The following is a 26,046-nucleotide window of genomic DNA, read 5'->3' on the forward strand; positions in this document are numbered from 1 at the left end:
AGTAGCTTGGAGATATCGATTCACGGGTGTATCCGACTGCCGATACACCCATGAATCCACGCAGGTCCACCACCACGTGACCACGATCACCGATGTTTCCCGCGAGTAGCAGTTGTTATCGAATCGTTACCTACCCCATCGCCCCGTCGACGGTCGGTAGTCTGTGCCGATGCAGCCCGGAATGCACCCTTCCGACCGCCCCGCCGCAATCCCCGTCCCCGCCGCCGTGGCGGAGTTGGTGCGTTCCGCCGAGTCCATCGCGGTGCTCACCGGCGCGGGCATGAGCCGCGAATCCGGCATCGCCACGTTCCGCGAGGCGCAGACGGGTCTCTGGGAGCAGTACGACCCGGAGGCGATCGCCTCCGTCGACGGCTGGAGCCGCGACAACGCCCTGGTCTGGGGCTGGTACCAGTGGCGCGCGCACGTCGCGCGGCAGGCCGATCCCAACGACGGTCATATCGCCCTCGCCGAGCTGGCCTCGCACCGCACCGTCTCGATCGTCACGCAGAACGTCGATGACCTGCACGAGCGGGCCGGCTCGCGGGTCATCTCGCACCTGCACGGCAGCCTGTTCGCGCCGCGCTGCGAGCACTGCGGCACGCCCTACCTCGGGGCGGACGCGTTCCTCCCCGACGACGCCGACGTGGAGCCGACGCTGCGCGCCACGCCGCCCACCTGCATGCACTGTCTGTCGCTGGTGCGGCCCGGCATCGTCTGGTTCGGCGAGCCGCTGCCCATGGACGCGTGGAGCCGCGCCGAGGCCGCGGTGGTCATGGCCGACGTGGTGCTCGTGATCGGCACGTCGAACATCGTCTACCCCGCGGCGCGACTGCCGGAGACGGCGCTCGCGGCGGGGATCCCGGTGATCGAGATCAACCCGGAGGCCACGCCACTCAGCGAGGCCGCCTCGTACCACTGGCGGGGCACCGCCGCGACGACGCTGCCCGCCCTGGTCGCGGCGATCAACGCGGGCGCGGCTCGCCAGTAGCGGGCGGCGCCGAAGGCGCCTGCGGGCGCGGGGAGTCCGGCGGACTGTCGGACTTCCACTGGCCGATGACGCCGGGGCCGACCAGCGGCATGCCGCCCACGATCTCCTCGCCGTTCTTCCGATCGATGAGGTACGCGGGCAGCCGGTGCCGGCCGTCGCCCTGACCGCGCTGCGCGCCCGCGCCGGCCGCCGGCATGCCGTAGGGCCCCGTCGAGGGCCGCGCGCCCGTGGTGGTCGCTCCCGTTCCGACCTGCGGCGCCGCGGATCGCGCGACCGCGGCGTCCTGCCGCAGGCCGAGCGGCGAGGCGGTGCGCCCGACGTCGCCGCGGCCGCCGATCCCCGACAGCCCGGCGCCGGTGCGGGCCGCAGACGTGACGGGGACGCCCGTGGACGGCGAGAGCAGCGACGACGGCGTCGCGGTGTCGGCGAGCGGATCGTAGGTCGCGTCGTCCGTCGTCGGGTCGCTGCCACCCCCGAGCCCCTCGCCCGCGCCCGCGCCGGTGTCGCCGCCGCCGGTGCCGCTCCCCGTTCCCGCGCCGCCACCCGTCCCCGTCCCCGTTCCCGTGCCGGTGCCGGTCTCGTCCGCGGCGGTGTCCGTGCCCGTCGTCGCAGTGTCGACGGGGTCCGTCCCGGTCACCGCCGTGTCGGTCCCGGCACCGGTGCCCGTGTCCGTCGTCCCGCCGTCGCCCGCGCCGGCGCCGTCGGTCGGGGACACCGTCCCGGGCTCCGTCGGCGCCCCGGTGCCCGCGGCGTTGTTCTTGGTCGCCGCGGGCCCGACGTGGCGGAAGTCGGTGCGGCCGCGGCTCTCGCCCAGCGGCAGGGTGGACGCGGATGTCTGGACCGGCGCGGAGTAGGTGCTGCGCACGCTCTCCGCGACCTGGTTCCGATAGCCGGAGTTCGACCACGCCTCGTCGCGGGAGGGCGGATCGGGCAGGTCGCTGAACTTCCCGTTCGTGGTCGTCGCGGTGTCGGACAGATCCTCGACGTCGCCCACCAGCCGGCGCAGCGCGACGGCGTTCGTGTACGCGCGGTCGGTGTACTGGCCGATCTCGACGTACGACTGGTCCTTGGCCTCGCCGCGCCAGCGGGCGCTCAGGAGACCCGCGTCGCGCTGCAGCTCCGCCAGGCTGTCGGCGTGCGAGTTCCCCGCGCTGCCGATCGCACGCGCGTCCGCCGCGACCCCCGAACCGGAGAGCCCGCGCGCGAAGTGCCGTATCTCGGAGACCGACATCTGCTCCCACGCGGTCTGACCGATGCCCTGGAAATCCGTCACATCAATTGGACGCACCAGGTGCGCCCGCGGTTCCCGATCCGCCGGATTAGGGTGAGCGGGGTGAACGACTCGATCGCCATGCCCGACCGCGACACCGTGCTGTGCATGTCGCTGTCCGGCCGACCCAGCAGCATCGGCACCCGGTTCCACAACTACCTGTACCGCGAGCTCGGCCTGAACTACCTCTACAAGGCCTTCACCACCTCGGACCTGCCCGCGGCCATCGGCGGCGTGCGGGCGCTCGGCGTGCGGGGTTGCGCGATCTCGATGCCGTTCAAGGAGGCCGTGATCGAGCTGGTCGACGTGATGGAGCCGTCGGCGAGTGCGATCGACTCGGTCAACACGATCGTCAACGAGGACGGCGTGCTGCACGCGTACAACACCGATTACGCCGCGGTCGCCTCCCTGCTGGCCTCGCACGGCGTCGATCCGACGCTCCCCGTCGCGGTCCGCGGCTCGGGCGGCATGGCGAAGGCCGTGGTCGCCGCCCTGCGCGACCACGGCTGCGCCGACGTGACCGTGGTGGCCCGCAACGCGGGCGCCGGTTCCGCGCTCGCGGACCTGTACGGCTTCCGACACGCGACCGAGGCGCCCGACGGTGCGCGGGTCCTCGTCAACGCGACACCCGTCGGCATGGCGGGCGGTCCGGCGGCCGAGGACCTCTCCTTCCCGGCGGCGCTCATCGCGGCGGCGGACACCGTCTTCGACGTGGTGGCGATGCCGCCCGAGACGCCGCTGGTGCGGGCCGGGCGCGCCGCGGGCACGACGGTGATCACCGGTGCGGAGGTCATCGCGCTGCAGGCCGCGGAGCAGTTCGTGCTCTACACGGGCGTCCGCCCCGACCCCGAGCTGGTCCGGGTGGCGTCGGAGTACTCGCGCGCCTGATCCGGGGTCGCCCGGGTGTCGGGCGGCCTACTCCGTATCGATGTCGAGCCCGACGGGCTCCCACAGCTCGACGGAGCCGTCGTCGGCGCGCTCGCCGACGGTGAGGGCGCGCTGCAGGGTCAGCGGGCGGACGCCCCGGCGGTCCAGCGCCTGCACCACGACGGACATCGCGGCGTCGGCGTCGGTCGCGAAGACGGACTCGCGGACGCGGACGAACTCCCAGCCGCACCGTCGGAGCTCGCGCTCGCGCTCGATGTCGGACCGGGCCTGCTCGGGCGTCGAGGCGAAGTCGGCGCTGTCGCACTCGACGGCGAGCCGGCCCTGCTCGCCGGTGACCACGAGGTCGATGGAGCGGTTGTTCACCACGACCTTCGGGTTGACGTGGTAGCCCATGTCGCGCAGCCGCACGAAGACCTGCTGCTCGAAGAGGTTGTCGAAGGGCTCGACGCGACGATCCGTCGGCACGTCGGGCGGCATCGGCTGCGCCACTTCGACGTCCGCACGGGTGACGTAGCGCAGCAGCGAGGCGCGCAGGTCGTTCGCCTTGAGGTCCTGCTCGTCGACGGACGTGAACAGCCACAGCTGATCGCGGGCGCGGGACGCGGCGACGTTGAACCGGCGCTGGAAGTCGCGGCCGGTCAGCGCGCGGAAGCGGTAGTCCGGCGCGACGACCATCGACAGGAGCACGACGTCACGCTCGTCGCCCTGGAAGTCGGGGGGCGTACCCACGCGCAGGCGACGGGCGTCCCACTCGTCGGGGTCGATGCTCTCGCGCAGCCGCCGGTACAGCTCGTCGACCTGCCCCTGGCCCTGCAGCGCGATCACGCCGAAGGTGCGTCCGGCGTAGAGCGGGTCGGCGAAGCAGCGCACCAACTGGTCGACGATGGCCTGCGCCTCCGTCGGGTTGCTGATCCGCGCGCCCTCGCCCACGACCTTCGCCTTCGGCACGTGCGTGACGCGCAGGGGGACGGGGCGGTCGGCGCCGTAGTGCCGCACCGGGATCAGCGGCGCATCGCTGTAGAACTGCCGCGAGCTGAAGTCGATGATCTCCGGCATGCACCGGAAGTGCTCGCGGAGCCGCACGGTGTGCCCGAAGCGGGTGCGCAGCAGGGTGAACAGGCTGGACCGCGGGGTCAGCGAGTCGCGCAGGTAGGGCGGGATGTCGGGCAGCTGGGCGTCCAACCGGGCGAAGACGTCGTCGAGGCTGACGCCGGTGAACGCCGAGGGCGCGCACTGGTTCTCGTCGCCCACGACGATCACGCGCGGAGCGAGCCACAGCAGGAAGGAGCTGGTGATGTCGGCCTGGCTGGCCTCGTCGACGATGACCACGTCGAAGGCGTTGCGCTCCGGGGAGATCGACGCGACGACCTGCGAGATCGGCATGATCCACGCGGGGACGGCGGACTGCGCCTGCCGCATCGCCTCGCGCGCCGCGACGCGGAAGCGCTCGGCGTGCCGGCCGGAGCCGCGCCCGATCGAGGAGACATGGTCGCGGTAGGCGTGCAGCGCCTGGATCTCGTCGAAGGTCATGCGGCGCAGGCACTGCCGCCACGCGCTCGCCGTCGCGATCCGGGTGGTGTAGTGCGCCACGTCCTGCTCCGCGGCCTGCAGGTCGGCCTCGAGCTGGGCGTCGTCGCCGGGGTGCACGCGGGACGCGGCCCAGGTGACCGCGCGGCGCCACGACCAGGCCGCGGCCAGTTCGGGCACCCGGACGTCCCACACGGGGTCGTCGGCGGTGCGGGCGACGAGGTCGAACAGGGCGGGCGCCTTGGTCCGCAGGCGCAGCGCGAGGAGGTCCAGCGCGCCGCGGTCGTCGCGCTCGGCGCGGGCGGCGTCCCAGGCGCGGCGGGCGTCGCGGATCGCGGGGTACTTGTAGCCGCGCAGGGCGGCGACCATCGCGTCGCCCTCGGGCGACGGTCCGCGCTCGACCATCTCCTGCACCTGCACCCGGATGGCGTCGAGCCGGCTGTGCGCGTCGCGCGCACCGGCGGCGGCGGAGATCGCGATCACCTGGCGGGCGGTCTGATCCGTCTCGGCGAGGTCCTTGGGTCGCGGCGCGTGCTCGGAGAGGGCCTGCATGGCCTCCACCAGGCGATCCCGTTCGGCGACGAGGCGCACGACGGTGCGTGCGCGCAGCAGCTGGTCGGCGGCCTGGCTGAGCCGCTCGCTGCGGCCCCGGGTCGCGGTGCGCCCGGACGGGTCGGTCGCGGGCGCCTCGAGCCCCAGCGCGCGCAGCACGTCGCCGACGCGGCCGATCACGTCCTCGACCTTGAGATGCTGTGCGGCGGCGCGCAGGTGCGCCTTGTCGGCCCCGTCGACACCGTCGACGACGATGCCGAGACCGGTCGCCTCGAACTGCTTCTGCTCGGGCTTGCGGAACCGCTTGCGCGGCTCGTTGCCCAGGGAGAGGTGGCGCGCGTAGTCCTCGATCGCGGCGCGATCGTTGGCGTCCGGGGTGTCGCTGAGCTGGACGACGACGCCCTCGAGCTCGCCGTCGGCGTTGCGGGCCGTGGCGATCTGCTCCTCCAGGCCGCCCAACCTCGCGGCGAGGTGCGCGCGGTCCCCGATGAGCATGTCCTCGGCCAGCAGCTGCGCGGACGGCGGGTAGCGGCGCACCCGCCCCACGAGTTCGTGGATCAGGTCGGCGCGGGCCCGGATCACGGCGAGGCGATCGGCGTCGACGCCGCCGAGGACGTGCGTCAGCGCGCCGCTGTCGGCGCCCGCCAACGGGGAATCGGCGAGGGTGGCGCACAGCGCCTCGAGCTCGTCGGCGTCGGGGACCTCGGAGAGGTTCGGAAGGTTGTGCGCGAGGCGGCGCGAGAAGTTCTCGTCGTTGCGCCGCAGCAGGGCGACGAGGCGGTCGAAATCGCGGGTGTCGAGCGGGGGCACCGCGCCGTCGACGGGGCCGGGCAGCCAGGAGTACTTGTCGGCGTCCCGGCGGACCTGGGCGACGATCTCCGCCGGCTTGCCGGAGTAGGCCGACGCCAGCCAGTCGGAGTCCTCGCTCTCGGCGGTGCGCAGCGACCAGACCTCGCGGACCAGCTCCTCGCGGCGCTCGATCGCGCGGTCCCGCTTGGCCCGCAGGTCGCGGATCTCGGCGTCGGCGAGGGCCTCGGAGTACGTGGACTTGCGGGTGGCGATCTCCGTGACCGACGCGGCGAGCGAGGCCGAGCCGTCCTTGGTCACGTCGGTGACGGACACGACCAGCTGGCGCACCTCCGGCGGCAGCTTCTCCTCGAGCACGGCGAGGGCCTGCGCCTTCTCGGAGACGACCAGCACGCGCTGCCCCTTGGCGAGCAGCGCGGCCAGCAGGTTCGCGATGGTGTGGGTCTTGCCGGTCCCGGGCGGTCCCTCGACCACGACGCCGGAGTCGGCGCCCATGTGCGCCAGGATGTCCCGCTGCTCGACGTTGGACGGCAGCACGTAGTAGGCCTCGTCCAGGAGCTCGAGCGGGCTCATCGCGCCGTCCACCGCGAGCTGCCGGATCCGCTCCTCCGAGCTCACGCCCTCGACGAGCTGCGCGAGCCCGATCGGCACGTCGCGCTCGGGGTCGGCGACGTCGGCCTTCATCGCGTCGTAGAAGCCGAGCAGGGGCGCCGAGCCGCGGGTGCGGAGGACGAGCGCCGGCGCGAACTCGACGTGCGCTCCCCCGTCCTTCGCCGCGGCGCCGAGCCACGTCGACGTGAACTCCTGGCACGCGGGATCGAGCACGGTGCGGGCGTTCTCGCGCAGCTCCGTCTGCAGTTCGGCGGAGCCGGAGAGGTCGAAGGACGGGAGCCCGGCCAGCAGCAGCGAGTCCTCGACGCGCGGCACGGAGTCGCGCGGGAGCACGACCGTCAGCCGCTTGCCGCGCCGGTCGCGCTCGAGCAGCACGGGCTGCGTGAGGAGGTGCGCGCGGATGGCGGTGTCACCGTCGCGGGCGGTGAGCAGGCCGGAGGCGAGCACCAGCTCCACCGACTCCGGGTGGTCGGTCAGCTCGTCGAAGACGCGCAGCAGCCGGGAGTGCGGCGAGTCCGGGGCGTCGTCACGCGGCACCGTGAAGATGGTGGCGCCGGGCTTGGCGTCGGCGTCCCAGCTGTCGGTGAGGGCACCGTCGCCGGTGAGCGGCAGCACCGCGAGGTGATCGTCGAGGTCCCGCGTCACGACGGACCGGGACCGGATCAGCTCGTCCAGGTACTGCAGCAGACGGACGACGCGATCCCGACGGCCACCGGGGCCGTCGCCCTGGTCACCGGCGGCGGTCATGCGCTCCTCGAGTCTCTCGGGTCGGCCGCAGCCGACAGTCGGCGCGCCCGGGTCGAGCTACACCTTGACTAAAGGTTAATACATCTGTGAGCAAACGCCGACACGCTCGTCACCGCTTGCGGCCCGCGCGGAAACGCTGCTTGCCCGCGCTCGGCCGGCCCGACGGTGCGCCCGGGTCGCGCTCGAGGTTGATCAGCTGACCCGAGATGCGGGTCCGCTCCAACGCGTCGAAGACGTCCCGGTCCAGATCGTCCGGCAGCTCCACGATGCTGTGATCCGGGCGGATGCTGATGTGCCCGAAGTCGCTGCGCCGCAGCCCGCCCTCGTTGGCGATCGCGCCGACGATCTGCGACGGGGTGGCGTGCTGCCGCTTCCCCACCGCGATCCGGTACGGCACCATCGGGCGGCCCGTCTTGCGATGGGTCGACGGCTCCCGGTCGTGATCCCGGTCCCGGCCCCGGGCGGGCCGGGCGTCGCGGTCACCGAAGTCGCGGTCCTTGCGGTCGCGGGCGTTGCGCTCGCGCTCCGGCGGATCGGGCTTGAGCAGGAACGAGGCACCGTCGCGCGACTGCAGCGCCAGCGCCGCGGCCACGTCGACCAGGGGCACGTCGTTGGCGCCCACGTAGTCCTCGATCAGCCTGCGGAACATCTGCAGGTGGTCGTTGGTGAGATTCTCGGTGATGGACTCGCCGAACTTCTCCACGCGGTGCGCGTTGACGTCCTCGACCGACGGCAGCCCCATCTCGGTGAGCGGCTGCCGGGTGGCCTTCTCGATGGCGCGCAACAGGTGCCGCTCGCGCGGGGTCACGAAGAGCAGGGCGTCGCCCTTGCGGCCGGCACGGCCGGTACGGCCGATCCGGTGCACGTAGGACTCGGTGTCGTGCGGGATGTCGTAGTTCACGACGTGGCTGATCCGCTCGACGTCGAGGCCGCGGGCGGCGACGTCGGTGGCGACGAGGATGTCGATCTTGCCCTCTTTGAGCTGGCCGATCGTGCGCTCGCGCTGCGCCTGCACGATGTCGCCGTTGATCGCGGCGGCCGCGTGCCCGCGGGCACGCAGCTTCTCGGCGAGCTCCTCGGTGGCCGACTTGGTGCGGACGAAGATGATCATCCCGTCGAACTCCTCCACCTCGAGGAGGCGGGTGAGCGCGTCGAGCTTGCGCTGGTGCGCGACCTGCAGGTAGCGCTGCGTGATGTTCGACGCCGTCGCCGTCTTCGACTTGACGGTGACCTCGACCGGGTCGTGCAGGTACTTTTTGGAGATCTTGCGGATCGCCGGCGGCATGGTCGCCGAGAACAGCGCGACCTGCTTGAACTCCGGGGTGTCGGCGAGGATCCGCTCGACGTCCTCCTGGAAGCCCATGGTGAGCATCTCGTCGGCCTCGTCGAGCACCAGGAACTCGAGGTTCGACAGGTCGAGGGTGCCCTTGGAGAGGTGGTCGATCACGCGGCCCGGGGTACCGACGATGATCTGCGCGCCGCGGCGCAGGCCCGAGAGCTGCACGCCGTAGCTCTGGCCACCGTAGATCGGCAGGACGGTGATGTTGGGCATGTGCACTGCGTACTTGCCGAAGGCCTCCGACACCTGCAGCGCGAGCTCGCGGGTGGGGGCCAGCACGAGCGCCTGCGGCTTGCGGCTGTCTCCGTCGATCTTGGAGAGCACGGGCACGGCGAACGCGGCGGTCTTACCGGTGCCGGTCTGCGCGAGGCCGACGACGTCGCTGCCGGAGAGCAGCGGCGGGATGGTGGCGGCCTGGATCGGCGAGGGGTTCTCGTAGCCGACCTCGGCGAGAGCGCGCAGCACGCGCTCATCGATTCCGAGGTCGAGGAAGGTCACCGGTTCGGCTTCGTTCTCCGGAGCCTGCGCGTCGTTGACGACGGCGGCGGGGGCGGTGCGCTCAGCACCGAATTCATCAGACATTGTTTCCCCAGCATAAGCGGTATCCGCCGCGCACGCGAAACACTATCGGAATCGGACATCCTCCGATAGGTTGTGCTCATTCCACTATCTGCATGAGGAGATGAAGTTGCGCATCGAGTCCACGGAACCGACCCGGACCCACGCACCGTCCGACAATCTGACCACGCGGGTCCGCGATCTCGCGTCGTCGGCACCGTCGACGGAACTGTTCCTGCGCCCCTCCGGTTCCGGCTGGTCGCCCGTGACCGCCGCCCAGTTCAACGAGCAGATCACCGCGGTCGGTAAGGGCCTCATCGCCCGCGGGATCGCGCCGGGCACCCGGATCGCGATCATGAGCCCCACGCGGTACGAGTGGGCGCTCCTCGACTACGCGAACTGGTCCGTCGGCGGTTCGACGGTGGCGGTGTACGAGTCGAACTCGGCCGCGCAGGTCGAGCACATCCTCGCGGACTCCGGGTCCGTCGCGCTCATCACCGACACCCGGGCCACGGCCGACCGGATCGCCGCGGGCGTGCCCGCCGACACGCAGGTGTGGGTCATCGAGGACGGCCTGGTCGACGCCCTGGTGGCCGACGGCGCCGGCGTCTCGGACGAGGACTACCTCGCGCGCGCGACCGCCGTCGACGCCGCCGCGGAGGCGACGCTCGTCTACACGTCGGGCACGACCGGCAAGCCCAAGGGTGTCGTCCTCACCCACGACAACCTGCTCAGCGAGTACGACGCGATCCACGCGGGCCTGGACAAGATGGCCGGGCAGAACGCCAGCACGGTGATGTTCCTGCCGCTCGCCCACATCTTCGCGCGCGCCATCTCCGTCGCCGCGGTCCAGCACTCGATCCGGGTCGCGCACACGGCCGACCTGTCGAACCTGACGGGCCTGTTCGGCGAGCTCAAGCCCACCTACATCCTCAGCGTGCCCCGCGTCTTCGAGAAGGTGTACAACACCATGAGCGCGAAGGCCGAGGAGGCCGGCAAGGGCAAGATCTTCAACGCTGCGGTGGACACCTCCATCGAGTTCAGCAAGGCCCGGGACACGGGCGGCGCCGGGCTCGTGCTCAAGCTCAAGCACGCTCTGTTCGACAAGCTGGTCTACTCCAAGTTGCGCGAGGCGCTCGGCGGCCAGTGCGATTGCGCCGTCTCCGGTGGCGCACCGCTCGGCGCGCGCCTCGGCCACTTCTTCCGCGGCGCCGGCGTCACCGTCTACGAGGGCTACGGCCTCTCCGAGACGAGCGCGGCCATCACCTGCAACACGCCCACCGAGCAGCGGATCGGCACCGTCGGCCGGCCCGTGCCCGGCAACGAGGTCGCCATCGCGGACGACGGCGAGGTCCTGCTCCGCGGTCCCGTCGTCTTCGGCGGCTACTGGGGCCTGCCCGAGGCGAACGCCGAGGCGCTGCAGGACGGCTGGTTCCACACCGGCGACCTGGGCTCCCTCGACGCCGACGGCTACCTGTCGATCACGGGCCGCAAGAAGGAGATCCTGGTGACCGCGGCAGGCAAGAACGTCGCGCCCGCGCAGACCGAGGACGCGCTGCGCCAGCACCCGCTGGTCTCGCAGGCGATGCTCGTGGGCGACAAGCAGCCCTTCGTCGGCGCGCTCATCACCCTCGATCAGGAGGCGCTGCCGGGCTGGCTCGCGGCGCACGGGCTGCCGGCCGAGATGACGCTCGAGGAGGCCGCCGCCAACGACGTCCTGCTCGCCGAGATCGCGTCCGCCGTGGGGACCGCGAACGCGCTGGTCTCCAAGGCCGAGCAGGTGAAGAAGTGGAGCGTGCTCAGCACCGACTTCACCATCGAGGGCGGCGAGCTCACCCCGACGCTGAAGGTCAAGCGCAACGTCGTCATGGACAAGTACGGCGACGAGGTCGACGCGATCTACGCCTGATCGCCCCCGGACGACGAACGCCGCCCCTCCCCTGCGGGAGTGGGCGGCGTTCGCGTTCGCGGCGCGTCAGAGGTCGAACTGCGCGCGGATCTCGTCCGAGTTCTTCTTCTCGAAGTAGAACGAAGCGAACGGGATCGTGCCGGCGAGGAGCGTGAGGAAGAACCGCTTCGCGGGCCATCGGACCTTCGACCCCAGATCCACGGTGATGATCAGGTAGATGAAGTAGCACCAGCCGTGGACGGCCCCGAAGTAGAACAGCCACTCCGGGCTCTCCCAGCCGAACGCCGGGGCCAAAGCGTACTTGTAGACCATCTCCGCACAGAAGACCAGGAGGATGACACCTGTCAGGGTTGCCATGAAGCGGTAGCGCTTGAGCGCGGCGGCCACCTGGTCACGGCGCTTGGCCGCCAGCTTCTCCGCCGTCGGCGCGGGTGCGTCGGTCACTTCTTCTCCTCGGTCTGCTCGCTCCCCGCCAGTTCGGCGAGGAGCTTGTTGTACTCGTCGTGCGCCGGGTCGTCCGGCGCGGTGTCGGGGGCCGACGGTGCCGCCACCCGGGTGGGCAGGAAGCCGTCCGGGATCGCGGTCAGCGTGCCCGCGGGCGCGACCGTCGACCGCGGCGCGAGGGCCGGTCGCTCGACGGGGGAATCCTCGGGCGCGGCATCCGCGCCTCCCTCGGCCTCGGCGACGAGCCGGTCCTGCAGCTCCGCCTCGTCCTCGAGCTGCACGAACCGGCGGTAGCCCCAGACCGCCGCGACGGCGAAGAGCGGCCACTGCAGGGCGTAGCCGAGGTTCCGCGCGGAGCCCGCGGTGGACTCGAAGCGCCCCCACTGCCACCAGCCGAGCGCCAGGAACGCCACGGCGGCGATCACGACGAACGCGATCAGCGCGGGGCGATGACGACGACGTTTCACGACCTCGACGGTACCCGTCAACCCGGCGGTGTCCGAATGCCGGTATCGTGACCTGCGCCGCAGCGGAGAACCATCCACTGCCGCACGCGCCCGTGGCGGAATTGGCAGACGCGCAGGATTTAGGTTCCTGTCTGGAGACGGGTGGGGGTTCAAGTCCCCCCGGGCGCACTCTCCGAAACACTTCGTCACTAAGGTAAGGTTTACCTATGTGGCTCTCGCACTTCCTCGGCGTTGCACTGCCGCTGCTCCTCCTCCCCACCGTCGCGCTGTTCGCCTGCGCCACGTGGGGCCAGGCGGCTCTCGCGGGTGACTACCCCGCCGACGTCCGCGCCCTGATGCCCGAGTTCTCCGCAGCGGAGCGGCGCCGTGGCACCGCGCTCGCAACGCTCTTTCTGGTGACGCTCGTCGGGGCGGTCTTCACCGCCACCGTCACCTGGATCGACGGTGCCCCCGCCTCCGGGTTCCTGCAGGCCTACGGGATCGCCTTCGCGACCCTGTTCGCGTTCTGCGTGATCGACCTGATCTTCGACTGGATCGTGCTGTGCTGGTGGCGTCCGTCGTGGGTCGTCGTCCGCGGAACCGAATCGGCCGAGGGATGGGGCGACTACATGTTCCACGTCCGCGAGCAGCTGAGCCCGACGGGCCTGGCCGCGATGTTCGGCCTCCCCCTCGTCGTCGCGGCGGCCGCGACGGCCGCCCGCGCGCTGCTCTAGCGTCGAGCCACCGGCCGGAGCTCCTACGCCTCGGGCACTCCGGGCCGGAACGAGGAACGCGCCCGCCGCCGATCAACTCATCCTCCACATCAGCAGCAAGGCAACGAGACCGGCGCAGGTGCGCGCTGCCGATTGCCCCGCGGCGCTCGGCGTGCGGCGTGGCCGTCAGACCTCGCGCGACGGTGCGCCGTCGCCCCGCCCGGGCCGCGTGAAGGTTGCGAGGTGGACCACGAACGCCACGCCTGCAGCCGCCAATGCCACCGCCACCACCTGCCCGAGCCCGACGGCGAACCCGGGTACGTCGCCGCTCGAGATCGCCGACAGGGCAGATGCGCCGGCGATCATCGCTCCGACGTCGCAGAGCCCGACCACGACGGCGGCGACGAAGCCGAGAATCCCCGCGCCTCGACCGAGCGACAGCAGGCCCAACCCGCCCAGTGCGCAGACCGCCAAGCCGATCAGCACAAGATCCACCCGGACCTTCGACACCAGATCTGGGCTCAAGCCGTTGAAGCCGGACAGCAGCACCAGCGCGACGAGAGGCAGCGCGAATGCCGAGATCGCCGCGACCTCCGACCGATGACCTGAGTTCATGATGCTTAACATAGCGCACCGAATCGACAACAGTGCAGATGGCAGGCCTCCGAACAGTCGGGCACGCCCGCACGCAACGCACCGCCACTCGCCGCTACCACACCGCCGGCCAATCACCGGCGGACATAGGACAACAGAGGATGCCGTTTGCGGAGATCTCCTCGTCGCTTCTCATGAAAGAAGCTCCAGGCGATAGTGGGTTTTCCCGGCCGAACCCGTCCGCCTCCTGTGAATGCCTGTGAATTCTCTTCGGAGGAACTCAGTTTCACCCCGCTACGTTCGGAGGAGTGGCTCGGACCGCCCACCGGTGGATCCGAGCGACGACGAAGGGAGAACGACATGCTCACACGATGGAAGATCGCCGCCACCGCCGGCGCTGCCGGCGCCCTCGCCCTGGCCCCCGCCGCGATGGCTCAGGCGGCACCGTCCGACCCGGTACCCGGCACGAACTGCACGGTGGCCCAGGTCGAACGCGCGCTGGTCGCCGTCGCGCCCGAGGCGGCGACGATGGTGAATCAGGTGCCCGGCGGCCGCGCCGAGGCCGAACGGATCCTGACGCTGCCGCCCGCCGAGCGCACCGCTCGGATCCACGAGCTGGGCCGGCAGAACCCGCAGCTCGCGGCGTACTACGGCCAGAACCAGGGGAAGATCAATCAGACGATCGGCGTCGTCGCGTCGACCTGCTCGCAGTACTGATCGCCCCACGCACCACGAAGGCGCCGACTCCACCGGGAGTCGGCGCCTTCGCCGTACGAGCACGATCCGTCAGGAGATCGGGATCTCCTTGATCTTCGAATCCGGCTTGCCCGCCGTCTTGCAGTAGACGATCGCCTGCTGCTGCAGTCCCGTGATCACGAGCGCCGAGGGCTCGTCGCCGTGCTTGTCCTTGTACAGCTTCGTCACCTGCTCGCGCTGGTCCGCGTCGGACATCTTCTGATAGTTCTCGCAGGTGGTGTCACCGCCCTGCTTCGTGCAGCCGGTGAGGGTGAGCGCGGCGACGGCGAGCACCGCCGCACCGAGGCGGATTCCGATGGTGGGCTTCGACATGGGCACCTTCCGGCTGGACGACGGGACGGGTCGACCCTACCGACACGCGGGTCGCATCAGTCGACGCAGGGGATCTCGCCGCCGCGCAGCGTGGTCCCGGAATCCGGCACCGGACCCGCTGCGGCGGTCGTCGGCACCGTCGTCGTGCCCGGCGCGCGAGGTGCGGTGAAGCCCACGGGCTTCGGGGCCGGGGTCGCGCCACCGGTCTCCGCGGCGTCGGAGGCCTCGTCGGCATCGTCCGGCGCGGGCACGGACTGGCCGAAGGCCTTCTGCACCTGCGCGCGAATGGCCTTCGGGTCCACCAGGTTCACGGCCTGCTGGTCGATCATGTCGTAGCCGAGCACCGGCAGGGTCGTGAAGGTCAGGTTCGTACCGGCGATCTGGCCGGCCTGCTGCGCGAACTCCTGCAGGTCCCAGCCGTCGGACACGACGACGTCCTTCTGCGCGACGGCGATCAGGGACTGCAGCTTGCGGACGTCGCCGAAGACGCCCTGCTTCTGCAGCTGCACCATGACTCCGGCGATGAAGGCCTGCTGCCGGTGGGTGCGGTCGAGGTCGCCGTCGGCGAGCCCGTGCCGCTGCCGGACGAAGGCCAGCGACTGCGCCGCGTTCAGCTTCTGCCGGCCGGCGGGGAAGGCGGCGCCGGAGTAGCTGTCGCGGACGGGGTTGTTCAGGCACACCTCGACCCCGCCGAGCGTCTGCGCCAGATCGTAGAAGCCGACGAGACTGACCTCGGCGAAGTGGTCGATCGGCACGCCCACGAGCCGGCCGACGGTGGCGATCGTGGCGGCGCGGGCGGACTCGCGGGCCTTGCTCTCGAGTTCCTTGCGGTCGGAGACGCCGGTGGCGGCGAGCTCGTCCTCGACCTCGGCCTTGCGGGTGCCGTAGGCCTCCTTGATCTTCCCCTTCTTCTTCGACTCGACGCCGACGAAGGTCACGTAGTCGTCGCGCGGGATCGAGAAGGCGGTCACCTTCTTCCCGTCCGCGGGGACGTGCAGCAGGATCAGGGTGTTGGTGTTGTAGCCGCCGTTGTCACTGGTACCGGCGTGCAGCTGCTGGAGCACGTCGGCGGGGAGGGGGTCGCCGTTCTGGTCGCGCCGGGTGTCGAGGCCCATCAGCAGGATGTTCTTCGCGCCGCCCGTGGACTTCGCGACCTTGGCCTCGGCGAGCGCGCGGGAGACGTTGAAGCCGCCGATCACCAGATTGGTGCTCCACCAGACGGTTCCGGTGACGGCGAGCACGACGGCCGACAGCAGCGCGATGGCCACGCGGCCACCCCGCGCTCCCGACGGTCTGCGCTTCACGCGGCGACATTACCGCGCGGAGCGGCGCTACTCAGGGACGCGCGCCGCGAGTGCCCGGAGCGGCTCCACCAGCTGGGCGAGCGCCCGCGCGCGATGGCTGATCGCGTTCTTCTCCTCCGCGGTCAGCTCCGCGGCGGTGCGGTCCGAGCCCTCGGGGAGGAAGACCGGGTCGTAGCCGAAGCCGCCGTCGCCGCGGGGCTCCCGCAGGACGGTGCCGCGCCAGGTGCCGCGCACCGTCCGCTCCCCCGTGCCGTCCACGAGGGCGCACGCCGAGACGAACTCGCCGCCGCGCCGCTCGTCCGGGGTGTCGGAGATCTGCGCGAGCACAAGGGCGGTGTTCGCCGGGTCGTCCCCGTGGCGGCCGGACCAGCGCGCCGAGAGCACGCCGGGCATGCCGTTGAGGGCGTCGACGCAGATGCCGGAATCGTCGGCGAGGCAGGGCAGTCCGGTCCGCTCGTAGCCCTGCCGGGCCTTGATGAGCGCGTTGCCCTCGAACGACGGCGCGTCCTCGGGCAGCTCCTCGAAGGCCGGGACCTCGTCGAGCCCGATGACCTCGAGACCGACGATGCCCGCGTCGGCGACGACCTGCCGCAGCTCGCGGAGCTTCTTCGCGTTGCGCGAGGCGAGCAGCAGCCGGGTGCCGGTCACTGCCCGAACTTCTTCTTCTGTTCGCCCTCGAACTCCGGCAGCACGCCCGGGTACGGCGCCGCGAGCGCCTCCTTCTGCACGGCGAAGAGCTTCTCGGTGCCGGCGACCGCGGAGTCGAGCATCCAGTCGAGGGTGGTGCGGGCGAAGGTGGCTCCCTCGCCCGTGCCCTGCACCTCGACGAGGGTGCCGGTGTCGGTGGCGACGACGTTCATGTCGACCTCGGCGCGCGAATCCTCCTCGTACGGCAGGTCGAGCCGGACGCGGCCGTCGACGACGCCCACCGAGACGGCGGCGATCGCGCACGAGATGGGCTGCGGGTCGGTCAGCTTGCCGGCGGCGCCGAGGTAGGTCACGGCGTCGCACAGCGCGACGTAGGCGCCGGTGATCGACGCGGTGCGGGTGCCGCCGTCGGCCTGCAACACGTCGCAGTCGATGGCGATCGTGTTCTCGCCCAGCGCCGCGAGGTCGATGCAGGCGCGCAGCGACCGGCCGATGAGGCGGGAGATCTCGTGGGTGCGGCCGCCGACCTTGCCCTTGGTGGACTCGCGGCGGCTGCGCTCGTGGGTGGCGCCGGGGAGCATCGAGTACTCGGCGGTCAGCCAACCCTGGCCCGATCCGCGGCGCCAGCCGGGCACGCCCAGCTCGACGCTGGCGGTGCACAGCACCTTGGTGTTGCCGAACTCCACCAGCACCGAACCGGCGGGGTTCTGCGTGAATCCCCGGGTGATGGTCACGGGGCGGAGTTCGTCGTCGGCCCTGCCGTCTGCGCGTCTGCTCACGGACCCAGCCTATCGCCTCCCGTCGGCGGGGGCGCTAGAGCTCGAAGACGTCGCCGCCCGTCACGGCGTGGACCGGCCCGTCGTAGACGGAGCGCGCCTCGGCGAGCACCGCTTCGCGCGAGGTCCACGGCGGGATGTGGGTGAGCAGCAGCCGCCCGACGCCCGCGTCCGCGGCGGCCTGGCCGGCCTCGACGCCCGAGAGGTGCACGCCCAGCGGGCGGTTCGCGGGGTCGTGCGTCCAGCTGGCCTCGGCCAGCATCACGTCCGCGCCGCGGGCGACCTCGACGAGGTTGTCGCAGACGCCGGTGTCGCCCGTGTACGCGAGGACCTTGCCGCTCGGCGACGTGATCCGCAGGCCGTGCGACTCGGGCGGATGGAACATGCGGAAGGGACGCACGGTGAGGCCTCCCACGACGTGGTCCTCACCCTCGGCCCACGCGGAGAAGTCGAACGTGTCGGAGATGTCGTCGAGCATCGCCGCCGACTCGGCGGAGGCGCGCCCCAGGCGCTCCGGGGTGTCCGCGGGGCCGATCAGGCGGGCGCGGCCCACCGCGGGCTCCGGGTGGTAGCGCCGCCACACGAGCAGCGACGGCACGTCGAGGCAGTGGTCGGCGTGCAGGTGCGAGAGCATGACGGTGACCGTGTTCGGGTCGACTCGCTGTTGCAACTCCCCCAACACCCCGGGTCCGAAATCCATGACGACCGGATCCTGCCCGTCCACCTCCAAGAGGTATCCCGAGCAGGCCGCCCGAGGACCGCCGACGCTGCCGGAACACCCGAGGATGGTGAGACGCATGAAGCACATGCTGCCAGATCCGCGATCGTCACGAGGCAATCGCGCCGACCTCACGCGAATTGCCAGGTCCGGACTCGGTGCGGGCGCGGCGCCCGAGCAGCACCGCCGCGAGCACGCCGCCGACGGCGCCCCACAGGTGCGCCTGCCACGAGACACCGGGTTGACCGGGCAGAACGCCCCACAGCATGCCTCCGTAGAGCACCATGAGCGTCACGCCGACGATGATGTCGAGCGGTTTGCGGGTGAACAGCCCCCGCACCGCCAGGTAGGTCATCCAGCCGAACAGCACCCCCGACAGCCCGATCACCACGGTGTTCGTGCCGCCCGTCACCCACACGCCGACGCCCGACACCAGCCAGATGATCGCGGTGGCGAGCAGGAACCGGCCGGCACCCGCGATCAGGCCCAGGAAGCCGAGGATCAGCGCGGGAACGCTGTTGGCGGCCAGATGCTCCCAGCCGCCGTGCAGGAGCGGGGCGGCGGCGATCCCGCGGATCGCGTCGCCGCCGTCCCGCGGGTGGATGCCCCACTGGTCCAGGGAGTTGCCGGCGACGGTGTCGACGACCTCGATGGCCCATAGCGCGGCGACGAAGACCGCGATCACGATCGCGGACCGTCCGGCCGTGCTCCCGGCCACCCGCCGCACGGGCGACCGCTCGTCCTTGATGGGAACCGTCATGGCGACCTCCTCGCGCGAGCGGAGGCGGTGCTTCACTCACGCCCAGAGCTGGCCGTCGAGGGCCTCCTCCGCATCTTCCAACGTACCGTCGTACGCGCCGGTCGACAGATACTTCCATCCCGCATCCGCGACGACGAAGGCCACATCGGCGCGCTCGCCCGCGGCCAGGGCCTTGTTCGCGACGCCCAGCGCGGCGTGCAGCACCCCGCCGGTGGAGACGCCGGCGAAGATCCCCTCGTCGTCGATGAGCTGCCGCATGCGGCGCACCGCGTCGTAGGCGCCCACGGAGAACCGCCGCGTCAGGACCGTCTCGTCGTAGAGCTCGGGGACGAAGCCCTCATCGAGGTTACGGAGCCCGTAGACGAGCTCGCCGTACCGCGGCTCGGCGGCGACGATCTGCACGCCGGGCACGTGTTCGCGCAGGTAGCGGCCGGTGCCCATGAGCGTGCCCGTCGTGCCGAGACCCGCGACGAAGTGCGTGATCTCGGGCAGGTCGGCGAGCAGCTCCGGCCCCGTCCCCGTGTAGTGCGCGCGGGCGTTCGCGGGGTTGCCGTACTGGTAGAGCATCACCCAGTCCGGGTGCTCCGCGGCGAGCTTCTTCGCCTCCGCCACGGCGCGGTTGGAGCCGCCCGCGGCAGGGCTGGAGATGATCTCGGCGCCGTACATGGTGAGCAGCTGACGCCGCTCCGCGGAGGTGTTCTCGGGCATCACGCACACCAGCCGGTAGCCCTTGAGCTTCGCGGCCATCGCGAGGCTGATCCCGGTGTTGCCGGAGGTGGGCTCGAGAATGGTGTCGCCGGGGCGGAGCCGGCCGTCGGCCTCGGCCTCCGTGATCATCCGCAGCGCCGGGCGGTCCTTGATCGACCCCGTCGGGTTGCGGTCCTCGAGCTTGGCCCAGAGCCGGACGGAGGGCGCACCGTCGGCCCCGTCCCAGCGGGGCGACAGGCGCGGCAGCCCGACCAGCGGCGTCCCGCCCAGCGAGTCGAGCAGCGAGTCGAAGCGCACCTATCCGCCCGCCACCGCGGGAAGCACCGTGACGGTGCCGCCGTCGGCGACGGGGGTGTCGAGGCCGCCGGTGAACCGCACGTCCTCGTCGTCGACGTAGACGTTGACGAACCGGTGCAGCGCGCCGTCGGCGATGAGCCGGTCCTTGATCCCGGCGTGGCGGGTCTCGAGGTCGTCGATGACGGCGGCGAGCGTCGCGCCGTCGGCGGGGACGCGCTTCTGGTCGCCGGTGAGCGGGCGCAGGATGGTCGGGATGGACACGGTGACGGACATCAATCCTCCAGGATGTGGACGGGCTCTTCGGTGATCACGGAATCGACGATGCGGTAACTGCGGACCTCGGCGTCGGGGCCGAGGTCGTCGCGGGTGGAGATCAGGACGTAGTGGGCGTTCGGCTCGGAGGCGAACTTCACGTCGGTGCGGGAGGGATAGGCCTCGGTGGCCGTGTGCGAGTGGTAGATCACCACCGGCTCCTCGTCGGCGTCGTCCATCCCGCGCCAGACGCGCAGTTGCTCGCCCGAGTCGAAGCGGTAGAACGTGGGCGAGCGCTCCGCGTTGAGCATCTCGATGAACCGCTCGGGGCGGTCGGAGCCCTCGGGCCCGGCGATGACGCCGCACGCCTCGTCGGGGTGGTCGCGGCGCGCGTGCGCGATCATCCGCTCCACCAGGTCGCGCTTGATCGTCAACCCGCGCGGCGGGCCCGGCTCCGTCATGTGCCGTGCAACCGCCGCCGGGCGCGGGCTATTCCGGCTCGCGGTCGAGCATCACCGAGACCAGCACGTCGAGCATCGCCGAGAGCCAGTGGTAGACGTCCACGTGCCCGGCCCGGGCCGGGTCCTCGGAGGACGGCCCGTCGGGCAGGTCGGCGGTGATGCCCAGCAGCGTGCCGAGCGCGAGCCGCAGGTCGTTGATGCAGGTCAGCCAGTCCTGCGCCTCGGACTCGGTGAGGGAGACGGTGCCGGCCCGCTCGGGCAGGGTGGCGAGCACCGTCTGCGCGGCATCGCGCTTGGCGTCGATCACCTCGGGCTCGTTGAGGGAGCGGAGCGCGCCGTTGAGGTCGCGGGCCAGCTCGCCCGACGGTGCCTCGGTCGCGCCCGGCGCGTTGGCGTCGGGCCGGTAGAAGTCGGGCAGCAAGCGCTGCAGCACGGTCTCCTGGGGCGGCTCGGCGTGGCCGGTCCGCAACCCGGTCAGCTCGGCGAGGTCGTCGTGCGGTGCCGAGTCCTCCCGCTCGTCGAACAACTCGACCAGGGATCCGACGAGGGACCGGACGAGGCCGACCTCCTCCGGATCCATCTTCGAGACGAAGCGGACATCGCCGCGCACGCCCCGCTTGACCTGCCAGTTACGCACTCAGTCGTCTCGCTGCATCGTCGCCCACAGGCCGGCCGCATGCAGCTTGCGGACATCGGCCTCCACCTTGTCGCGGTCGCCCGTGGAGACCACGGCCTTCCCCTCGGTGTGCACCTGCATCATCAGTTCCTTGGCTTTGGCCGTGCTGAAGCCGAACAGCTTCCGGAGCACGAAGGTCACGTACGACATGAGGTTCACCGGGTCGTCCCAGACCACGGTGACCCAGGGCTTGTCGAGCGCCTCGTCGGTCTTGCGTTCGAGCACCGCGGACGTACCGGGCTGGGCAGCAGTGGAACCTCCGCCCGGACCACCGTCACTTCCCGGGGCCGCTGCGCTGCTGTCGGTCATGGTTCTAGGGTACCCAGTGTGACGGTAGATGAAAACGGGGCCGACTCCTCCTGGCGCAGCTCCGCCCTGCTCACGGATCAGTACGAGCTCACCATGCTCGCGGCGGCCCTCAAGGACGGCACGGCGCACCGGCCCTGTGTCTTCGAGGTCTTCGCGCGACGGCTCCCGGCGGGCCGCCGGTACGGCGTGGTGGCCGGCACCACGCGGGTGCTCGACGAGCTCCGCCGGTTCCGGTTCGGGCCCGCCGAGCTCGCCGTCGTCGAGCGCTTCCTCGACGCGGAGACGCTGGCCTGGCTCAGGGACTACCGGTTCACCGGCGAGATCGACGGCTACCGCGAGGGCGAGCTCTACTTCCCCGGTTCCCCGCTCCTTACCGTGCGCGCCACCTTCGCGGAGGGCGTGATCCTGGAGACGCTGATCCTGTCGATCCTCAACCACGACAGCGCGATCGCCTCCGCCGCCGCCCGTATGGTGTCCGCGGCCGCGGGGCGCCCGCTGATCGAGATGGGCTCGCGGCGCACGCACGAGCGGGCCGCGGTGGCCTCCGCCCGCGCCGCCTACCTCGCCGGGTTCGCCACGACCTCCAACATGGAAGCGGCCCGGACGTACGGCGTCCCGTCGGGCGGCACGGCCGCGCACGCCTTCACCCTGCTGCACACCGGCCCGGACGGCCCCGACGAGGAGGCCGCCTTCGCGGCCCAGGTCGCGGCGCAGGGGCCCGGCACCACGCTGCTGGTGGACACCTACGACATCACCGAGGGCGTCAACCGCGCGGTCCGGGCCGCGGGACCGGAGCTCGGTGGCGTGCGGATCGATTCGGGCGACCTCGGCATCATCACCCGGCAGGTGCGGGCGCAGCTCGACGGCCTGGGCGCGACGCGGACCAAGATCGTGGTCTCGGGCGATCTGGACGAGTACGCGATCGGCGCGCTGCGCGCGGAGCCGATCGACGTCTACGGCGTCGGTACCTCGCTCGTCACCGGCTCGGGCGCCCCCACCGCGGGGATGGTCTACAAGCTCGTCGAGGTCGACGGCCTGCCCGTCGCGAAACGCAGCTCGCACAAAGAGACCCAGGGCGGCGAGAAGCGCGCGGTGCGGCTCGCGCGCGGCACCGGCACCATCGTCGAGGAGCTGCTGCACCGGCCCGGGGCCACCCCGACGGTGCCGGCGCACCTCACCGCGACGCCGCTGCAGATCCCGCTGGTGCGCGGCGGCGACCAGGTCGACGGGCTGCCGACCCTCGAGGACGCGCGGGCGCACCTGCGCGACGCCCTGGTGACGCTGCCGTGGGAGGGCCTGGGACTGTCGAACGGCGAGCCCGCGATCCCGACCCGGCTGGAGGAGAAGCGATGACGACGGCGCTGATCGTCGTGGACGTGCAGAACGACTTCTGCGAGGGCGGCTCGCTGGCCGTCGCGGGCGGCGCGCAGGTGGCGCGGCGCATCCACGACGACCTGCTGGAGTCCTATCCGGTGATCGCCGCGACCCGCGACTGGCACATCGACCCCGGCGCGCACTTCTCCGCGACCCCGGACTACGTGGACTCGTGGCCGGTGCACTGCCGGGCGCGCACCGAGGGCGCGCAGTTCCACCCGAACCTGCGGCTGCCGGTGCGGGTGCCGGTGTTCAGCAAGGGCGCCTACTCGGCGGCGTACTCCGGTTTCGAGGCGCACGACCCGGACGGCGCCTCGCTCGCGGAATGGCTGGCGGCGCACGACGTCTCGTCTGTCGACGTGGTCGGCATCGCCACCGACCACTGCGTGCGCGCCACCGCCCTCGACGCCGTGGCCGCCGGCCTGACGGTGCGCGTGCTCGCCGACTACACCGCGGGCGTCGCCGAGGAGTCGACGCGGGCCGCGCTGGCGGAGTTCGCGGCCGCCGGGATCACGGTGGCCTGAGAATCATTCGTCGGATTCGTCGCCGGGGCCCGCGGGGTCGTCGCCGGGATCCGGGAGGTCGTCCGGGTAGATGATGTCGATCTCGCGGATCGACTTCGGGAAGTCCTTGCGGTTGTTGGTCAGGAAGCGATCGGCACCCGCGGCGATCGCCGTCGCGAGGTGCACGGAGTCCGCGGCTCGGAGCCCGTAGGACACCGCGAGCGACAGCGCCAAGTGCGCAGTGGGGTCATCCAACGGATACAGGTCGAGCCGGCCGACCAGCTCGAGCAATCGCGTCGTCTCATCCGACGCAAGACCCGCGCGCACTGACGGTGGTCATGTACGGCTGTGTACATGTACGTACAACAGGTCACGACGGTTGCCGGGCCTGGACGGCCGACAGTTCGGCAAGGAGCTCGTCGGGGTACTCCATCGGGAGCGAGTGTGTCCCGTCCGGCCAGACGCGGACCGTCGCGTTCGGCAGGGTGCGGGCCCGCTGCTCGGCGGCAGCGGTGTCGGTGACCGCGCTCCGGCCGCCGAGTCCGACGAAGACGGGCATCGTCAGTCGCGCGAGCGCGGCGTCGTCGGGCTGGACGGGCGTCGGGAGCGCGGCGCGGTACCCCGCCGCGCCGGCGTCGATCATGGCGCCGATCGGGCTGCCGGTGGTGTCGGCCTCGTCGGCCCCGCCGATGGACGCGAGCCCCTTCCGCCGCCACGACTCGGGCAGGAAGGGCAGCGCCGAGGGCAGCGTCGCGACGTACATCTGCCAGCGCAGCCCGGCGAAGACGAGGATCGGCTCCCACAGCGTCAGGGTGGCGACCCGATCGGGATGGCGCACCGCGAGATTCGCGGCGCTCCACGCGCCGAAGGAGTGCCCGACGAGGTGCGCGCGGCCGATCCCGAGGGCCGTCATCGTCTCCGCGAGCCAGGCCGCCTGGTCGTCGGCGCCGGCCAGCGGCCGGTCCTGCACGCTCATGCCCGCATCGCCCAGCGCGTCGACGGCGTAGACCTCCCGATCGCGCAGGCGCGCCACTACGTCCGCCCACATGGGGGCACCCGAGGATCGCCCCGGCACCAACAGGATCGGCGCCTCCCCGGGCCGGGGCGTCCCGAACCGGTAGGCGCGGACGATGCCGTACCCGGTGCGCACGTCCCGCGTCTCCGACGGTGCCGGCAGGTCACGGAGGGCGCGGTCGTACCGCTCGAGGTACGTCGCGCGGGCGTCCGCCGACCGCCAGTACCCGACGGGGCTCGGATCGCGCACGAGGTAGGCGCCCACCGCACCGAGGACCACCGCCGCCACCGCCCCGACCAACGCCGCTCGCCGGATCCGTCGTCCCATGTCGCACCTCCTTGGCAATGCATTCGCATTGTAACAAGTTCGCGATGCACTCGCATTGCTACGATCGACGGGTGCCGAAGCAGGTGGACCACGAGGAACGTCGCGCGGAGATCGACCGCGTCGTATGGACGATCATCGCCGAGGAGGGCATCTCCGCCGTCACCCTCCGCGCCATCGCCGCGCGCGGCGACATCTCGATGGGCCGCATCCAGCACTACTTCCCCACCCGCGACGCCATCGTCCGGCACGCACTCACGTCGTACCTGGCGCTGGCGGAGCGGGCCCACCCCGTCCCGGACGATCCGGGCGAGGCCCTGACGATGCTGCTCACCCACGCGATCCCGCGCGACGGCGCGCGACGTCTCGGCGCGAAGGTCTGGTACGCCTACCTCGCCGAGGCGGTCACCGATCCCAACCTCCGCGCGATCGTCGACGAGACGCTGCGGGGCGCCGAGGACCTCGCGACGGACCTGCTCGACGGTGACCGCGACCGCGCGCGGGCCCTCCTCGCCGCGGCGGACGGCTTCGCCTACCGCGCGCTGATCGGCGTCGTCACCGCCGACGAAGCCGAAGCCGCCGTCCGCGACCTCGCCGGCCCGGCCCCGCGCCGGACCTGACGCGCGCCGGACCCGACCCGCGGGTAGTGAGCGCCGGATGCACACGTTTCCCCAGGAAGCAGTGCGGGCTAACGCTGTTAAGTTCCGATCGGGGCGGGGCTACAGTGCAGACATGCGCCTGACCGCCGAATTCACCAGCGAACCCTTCGAGGGCGAGGGAACGGTGCCGACGCACGCCGACCGCGCCGTCGGAGCACTGCGGGCCGCCGGCCTGGAACACGACTTCGGTCCGCTCGGCACCTCCGTGGAGGGTGACCGCGATTCCGTGCTCGACGCACTGCGGGACGCCCTCGATGCGGCGTTCACAGGCGGCGCGACCCGCGTCACCGTGCAGATCGAGCGGACCGATGACTGAACCCGGACATCCGCTGCTCGAGGCCGTGCGGGACCTCGTGGACCGGATCGACGGCACCGTCGTGACAGTGGCCGAGTTGCGGCCGTCGGACGTGCCGCTGCGCTGGGAGGGCCGCATCGTGGGTGGCGTGCGCCTCTCCGCCTCGGACCCGGCGGAACCCCTCGCCGGCGACCTGGACACCCTCCTCGAGCTGCTCGCGGAGGAACTGGGAGCACCCCTGAACGAGTTGGACCGCAAGGACAAGCAGCGAGCCGTTCGCCTGCTCGAGGAGCGCGGCGCGTTCACCTTCCGCAAGTCCACCGAGACGGTGGCCGAGGCGCTCGGAGTCACCCGGTTCACGGTGTACAACTACCTCAACCGCCTGCGCGCCTGACCTGGACCGAGCGACGCTCGGCAACATTTTTTCAACAAACTGTTGACGTGACTCAGATCACATGTCATTCTTCGATCAGTGGAAAACCTCTTCCGCAGACCGAAAGAAGGC

Annotated in this window: 29 protein-coding genes and 1 tRNA gene; 11 read left to right on the top strand and 19 right to left on the bottom strand. The window is 71.6% G+C overall.

The window, feature by feature from the left end:
- Nucleotides 1-169: 169 nt before the first annotated feature.
- Complete coding sequence (locus LB823_RS08035; protein ID WP_224646319.1) at nucleotides 170-988, top strand: NAD-dependent deacylase; 819 nt, start codon at nucleotides 170-172, stop codon at nucleotides 986-988.
- Here the strand turns inward: LB823_RS08035 and LB823_RS08040 are convergent.
- The gene (locus tag LB823_RS08040; RefSeq protein ID WP_224646321.1) at nucleotides 963-2,261 is read right to left on the bottom strand and encodes a hypothetical protein; all 1,299 of its coding nucleotides are present in this window, start codon (nucleotides 2,259-2,261) and stop codon (nucleotides 963-965) included. The genes LB823_RS08035 and LB823_RS08040 overlap by 26 nt on opposite strands.
- Nucleotides 2,262-2,339: 78 nt before the next feature.
- On the opposite strand from LB823_RS08040, the gene LB823_RS08045 reads away from it, so the two are divergent.
- Nucleotides 2,340-3,146 carry a shikimate 5-dehydrogenase gene (locus tag LB823_RS08045; RefSeq protein WP_224646414.1) on the top strand — a complete coding sequence of 269 codons (807 nt, stop codon included), beginning with the start codon at nucleotides 2,340-2,342 and terminating at the stop codon, nucleotides 3,144-3,146.
- A 27-nt stretch (nucleotides 3,147-3,173) separates the two neighbouring features.
- Here LB823_RS08045 and LB823_RS08050 read toward each other — a convergent pair whose 3' ends face one another.
- Nucleotides 3,174-7,391 carry an AAA domain-containing protein gene (locus LB823_RS08050; RefSeq protein ID WP_224646323.1) on the bottom strand — a complete coding sequence of 1,406 codons (4,218 nt, stop codon included), beginning with the start codon at nucleotides 7,389-7,391 and terminating at the stop codon, nucleotides 3,174-3,176.
- Between the two features lie 109 nt (nucleotides 7,392-7,500).
- A complete protein-coding gene (locus tag LB823_RS08055; protein WP_224646325.1) occupies nucleotides 7,501-9,312 on the bottom strand; it encodes a DEAD/DEAH box helicase in 1,812 nt (603 codons plus the stop codon).
- Nucleotides 9,313-9,412: 100 nt separating this feature from the next.
- On the opposite strand from LB823_RS08055, the gene LB823_RS08060 reads away from it, so the two are divergent.
- Complete coding sequence (locus LB823_RS08060) at nucleotides 9,413-11,197, top strand: long-chain fatty acid--CoA ligase (protein WP_224646327.1); 1,785 nt, start codon at nucleotides 9,413-9,415, stop codon at nucleotides 11,195-11,197.
- A gap of 66 nt (nucleotides 11,198-11,263) precedes the next feature.
- Here LB823_RS08060 and LB823_RS08065 read toward each other — a convergent pair whose 3' ends face one another.
- Both LB823_RS08065 and LB823_RS08070 read right to left on the bottom strand, forming a co-directional pair.
- On the bottom strand, nucleotides 11,264-11,641 hold the full coding sequence (locus tag LB823_RS08065; RefSeq protein ID WP_224646328.1) for a DUF3817 domain-containing protein: 378 nt from the start codon (nucleotides 11,639-11,641) through the stop codon (nucleotides 11,264-11,266).
- A complete protein-coding gene (locus LB823_RS08070) occupies nucleotides 11,638-12,108 on the bottom strand; it encodes a hypothetical protein (RefSeq protein WP_224646330.1) in 471 nt (156 codons plus the stop codon). Before LB823_RS08070 ends, LB823_RS08065 begins: the two co-directional genes overlap by 4 nt.
- An 86-nt stretch (nucleotides 12,109-12,194) precedes the next feature.
- On the opposite strand from LB823_RS08070, the gene LB823_RS08075 reads away from it, so the two are divergent.
- Together LB823_RS08075 and LB823_RS08080 are read left to right on the top strand one after the other, a co-directional pair.
- A tRNA-Leu gene (locus LB823_RS08075) sits at nucleotides 12,195-12,276 on the top strand.
- Between the two features lie 38 nt (nucleotides 12,277-12,314).
- The gene (locus tag LB823_RS08080; protein WP_224646332.1) at nucleotides 12,315-12,821 is read left to right on the top strand and encodes a hypothetical protein; all 507 of its coding nucleotides are present in this window, start codon (nucleotides 12,315-12,317) and stop codon (nucleotides 12,819-12,821) included.
- Nucleotides 12,822-12,986: 165 nt separating this feature from the next.
- Here LB823_RS08080 and LB823_RS08085 read toward each other — a convergent pair whose 3' ends face one another.
- Nucleotides 12,987-13,415 carry a hypothetical protein gene (locus LB823_RS08085; protein ID WP_224646334.1) on the bottom strand — a complete coding sequence of 143 codons (429 nt, stop codon included), beginning with the start codon at nucleotides 13,413-13,415 and terminating at the stop codon, nucleotides 12,987-12,989.
- Between the two features lie 339 nt (nucleotides 13,416-13,754).
- Between LB823_RS08085 and LB823_RS08090 the strand changes: the two genes are divergently transcribed.
- On the top strand, nucleotides 13,755-14,111 hold the full coding sequence (locus tag LB823_RS08090; protein ID WP_224646336.1) for a hemophore-related protein: 357 nt from the start codon (nucleotides 13,755-13,757) through the stop codon (nucleotides 14,109-14,111).
- Nucleotides 14,112-14,180: 69 nt separating this feature from the next.
- Here the strand turns inward: LB823_RS08090 and trbK are convergent, their stop codons facing one another.
- The 11 genes from trbK to clpS are packed head-to-tail and all read right to left on the bottom strand — an operon-like array spanning nucleotide 14,181 to nucleotide 21,371.
- The gene (trbK, locus tag LB823_RS08095) at nucleotides 14,181-14,462 is read right to left on the bottom strand and encodes an entry exclusion lipoprotein TrbK (RefSeq protein WP_224646338.1); all 282 of its coding nucleotides are present in this window, start codon (nucleotides 14,460-14,462) and stop codon (nucleotides 14,181-14,183) included.
- 56 nt (nucleotides 14,463-14,518) lie between these two features.
- Nucleotides 14,519-15,766, bottom strand: a complete 1,248-nt coding sequence (locus LB823_RS08100) for an LCP family protein (RefSeq protein WP_224646340.1) — start codon at nucleotides 15,764-15,766, stop codon at nucleotides 14,519-14,521.
- 27 nt (nucleotides 15,767-15,793) lie between these two features.
- The gene (gene rdgB, locus LB823_RS08105) at nucleotides 15,794-16,414 is read right to left on the bottom strand and encodes an RdgB/HAM1 family non-canonical purine NTP pyrophosphatase (RefSeq protein WP_224646342.1); all 621 of its coding nucleotides are present in this window, start codon (nucleotides 16,412-16,414) and stop codon (nucleotides 15,794-15,796) included.
- Nucleotides 16,411-17,193: a ribonuclease PH gene (gene rph, locus LB823_RS08110; protein ID WP_224646344.1), complete on the bottom strand. Its 783-nt coding sequence runs from the start codon at nucleotides 17,191-17,193 to the stop codon at nucleotides 16,411-16,413. The genes rdgB and rph overlap by 4 nt, the downstream gene beginning before the upstream one ends.
- Before the next feature lie 34 nt (nucleotides 17,194-17,227).
- Complete coding sequence (locus LB823_RS08115) at nucleotides 17,228-17,989, bottom strand: cyclic nucleotide-degrading phosphodiesterase (protein ID WP_224646347.1); 762 nt, start codon at nucleotides 17,987-17,989, stop codon at nucleotides 17,228-17,230.
- 28 nt (nucleotides 17,990-18,017) lie between these two features.
- Nucleotides 18,018-18,668: a rhomboid family intramembrane serine protease gene (locus LB823_RS08120; protein WP_224646349.1), complete on the bottom strand. Its 651-nt coding sequence runs from the start codon at nucleotides 18,666-18,668 to the stop codon at nucleotides 18,018-18,020.
- A gap of 36 nt (nucleotides 18,669-18,704) precedes the next feature.
- Nucleotides 18,705-19,673 (bottom strand): PLP-dependent cysteine synthase family protein, encoded by a 969-nt coding sequence (locus LB823_RS08125; RefSeq protein ID WP_224646351.1) that lies wholly within the window; start codon nucleotides 19,671-19,673, stop codon nucleotides 18,705-18,707.
- The gene (locus LB823_RS08130; protein ID WP_224646353.1) at nucleotides 19,674-19,946 is read right to left on the bottom strand and encodes a MoaD/ThiS family protein; all 273 of its coding nucleotides are present in this window, start codon (nucleotides 19,944-19,946) and stop codon (nucleotides 19,674-19,676) included.
- Nucleotides 19,946-20,386, bottom strand: coding sequence for a Mov34/MPN/PAD-1 family protein (locus LB823_RS08135; protein ID WP_224646355.1), 441 nt, complete (start codon nucleotides 20,384-20,386; stop codon nucleotides 19,946-19,948). Before LB823_RS08135 ends, LB823_RS08130 begins: the two co-directional genes overlap by 1 nt.
- A 28-nt stretch (nucleotides 20,387-20,414) precedes the next feature.
- Nucleotides 20,415-21,023 carry a DUF2017 domain-containing protein gene (locus LB823_RS08140; protein WP_224646357.1) on the bottom strand — a complete coding sequence of 203 codons (609 nt, stop codon included), beginning with the start codon at nucleotides 21,021-21,023 and terminating at the stop codon, nucleotides 20,415-20,417.
- Complete coding sequence (gene clpS / locus LB823_RS08145; RefSeq protein WP_224646359.1) at nucleotides 21,024-21,371, bottom strand: ATP-dependent Clp protease adapter ClpS; 348 nt, start codon at nucleotides 21,369-21,371, stop codon at nucleotides 21,024-21,026.
- An 18-nt stretch (nucleotides 21,372-21,389) separates the two neighbouring features.
- On the opposite strand from clpS, the gene LB823_RS08150 reads away from it, so the two are divergent.
- Nucleotides 21,390-22,724, top strand: coding sequence for a nicotinate phosphoribosyltransferase (locus tag LB823_RS08150; protein WP_224646361.1), 1,335 nt, complete (start codon nucleotides 21,390-21,392; stop codon nucleotides 22,722-22,724).
- Nucleotides 22,721-23,269, top strand: coding sequence for an isochorismatase family protein (locus LB823_RS08155; RefSeq protein ID WP_224646363.1), 549 nt, complete (start codon nucleotides 22,721-22,723; stop codon nucleotides 23,267-23,269). The genes LB823_RS08150 and LB823_RS08155 overlap by 4 nt, the downstream gene beginning before the upstream one ends.
- Before the next feature lie 3 nt (nucleotides 23,270-23,272).
- Here the strand turns inward: LB823_RS08155 and LB823_RS08160 are convergent, their stop codons facing one another.
- On the bottom strand, nucleotides 23,273-23,575 hold the full coding sequence (locus LB823_RS08160) for a PIN domain-containing protein (RefSeq protein ID WP_224646364.1): 303 nt from the start codon (nucleotides 23,573-23,575) through the stop codon (nucleotides 23,273-23,275).
- Nucleotides 23,576-23,618: 43 nt separating this feature from the next.
- Entirely contained in the window at nucleotides 23,619-24,590 is a 972-nt protein-coding gene (locus LB823_RS08165; protein ID WP_224646366.1) for an alpha/beta fold hydrolase, read from the bottom strand.
- A gap of 71 nt (nucleotides 24,591-24,661) precedes the next feature.
- On the opposite strand from LB823_RS08165, the gene LB823_RS08170 reads away from it, so the two are divergent.
- The 3 genes from LB823_RS08170 (at nucleotide 24,662) to LB823_RS08180 (ending at nucleotide 25,935) form a co-directional block, all read left to right on the top strand.
- Nucleotides 24,662-25,207, top strand: a complete 546-nt coding sequence (locus LB823_RS08170) for a TetR/AcrR family transcriptional regulator (RefSeq protein WP_224646368.1) — start codon at nucleotides 24,662-24,664, stop codon at nucleotides 25,205-25,207.
- Nucleotides 25,208-25,319: 112 nt separating this feature from the next.
- A complete protein-coding gene (locus tag LB823_RS08175) occupies nucleotides 25,320-25,562 on the top strand; it encodes a thiamine-binding protein (RefSeq protein WP_224646370.1) in 243 nt (80 codons plus the stop codon).
- Complete coding sequence (locus LB823_RS08180) at nucleotides 25,555-25,935, top strand: helix-turn-helix domain-containing protein (RefSeq protein WP_224646372.1); 381 nt, start codon at nucleotides 25,555-25,557, stop codon at nucleotides 25,933-25,935. The genes LB823_RS08175 and LB823_RS08180 overlap by 8 nt, the downstream gene beginning before the upstream one ends.
- The last annotated feature ends 111 nt before the right edge of the window (nucleotides 25,936-26,046 follow it).

Source organism: Tsukamurella sp. M9C (genome assembly GCF_020169415.1).
Lineage (GTDB): Bacteria > Actinomycetota > Actinomycetes > Mycobacteriales > Mycobacteriaceae > Tsukamurella.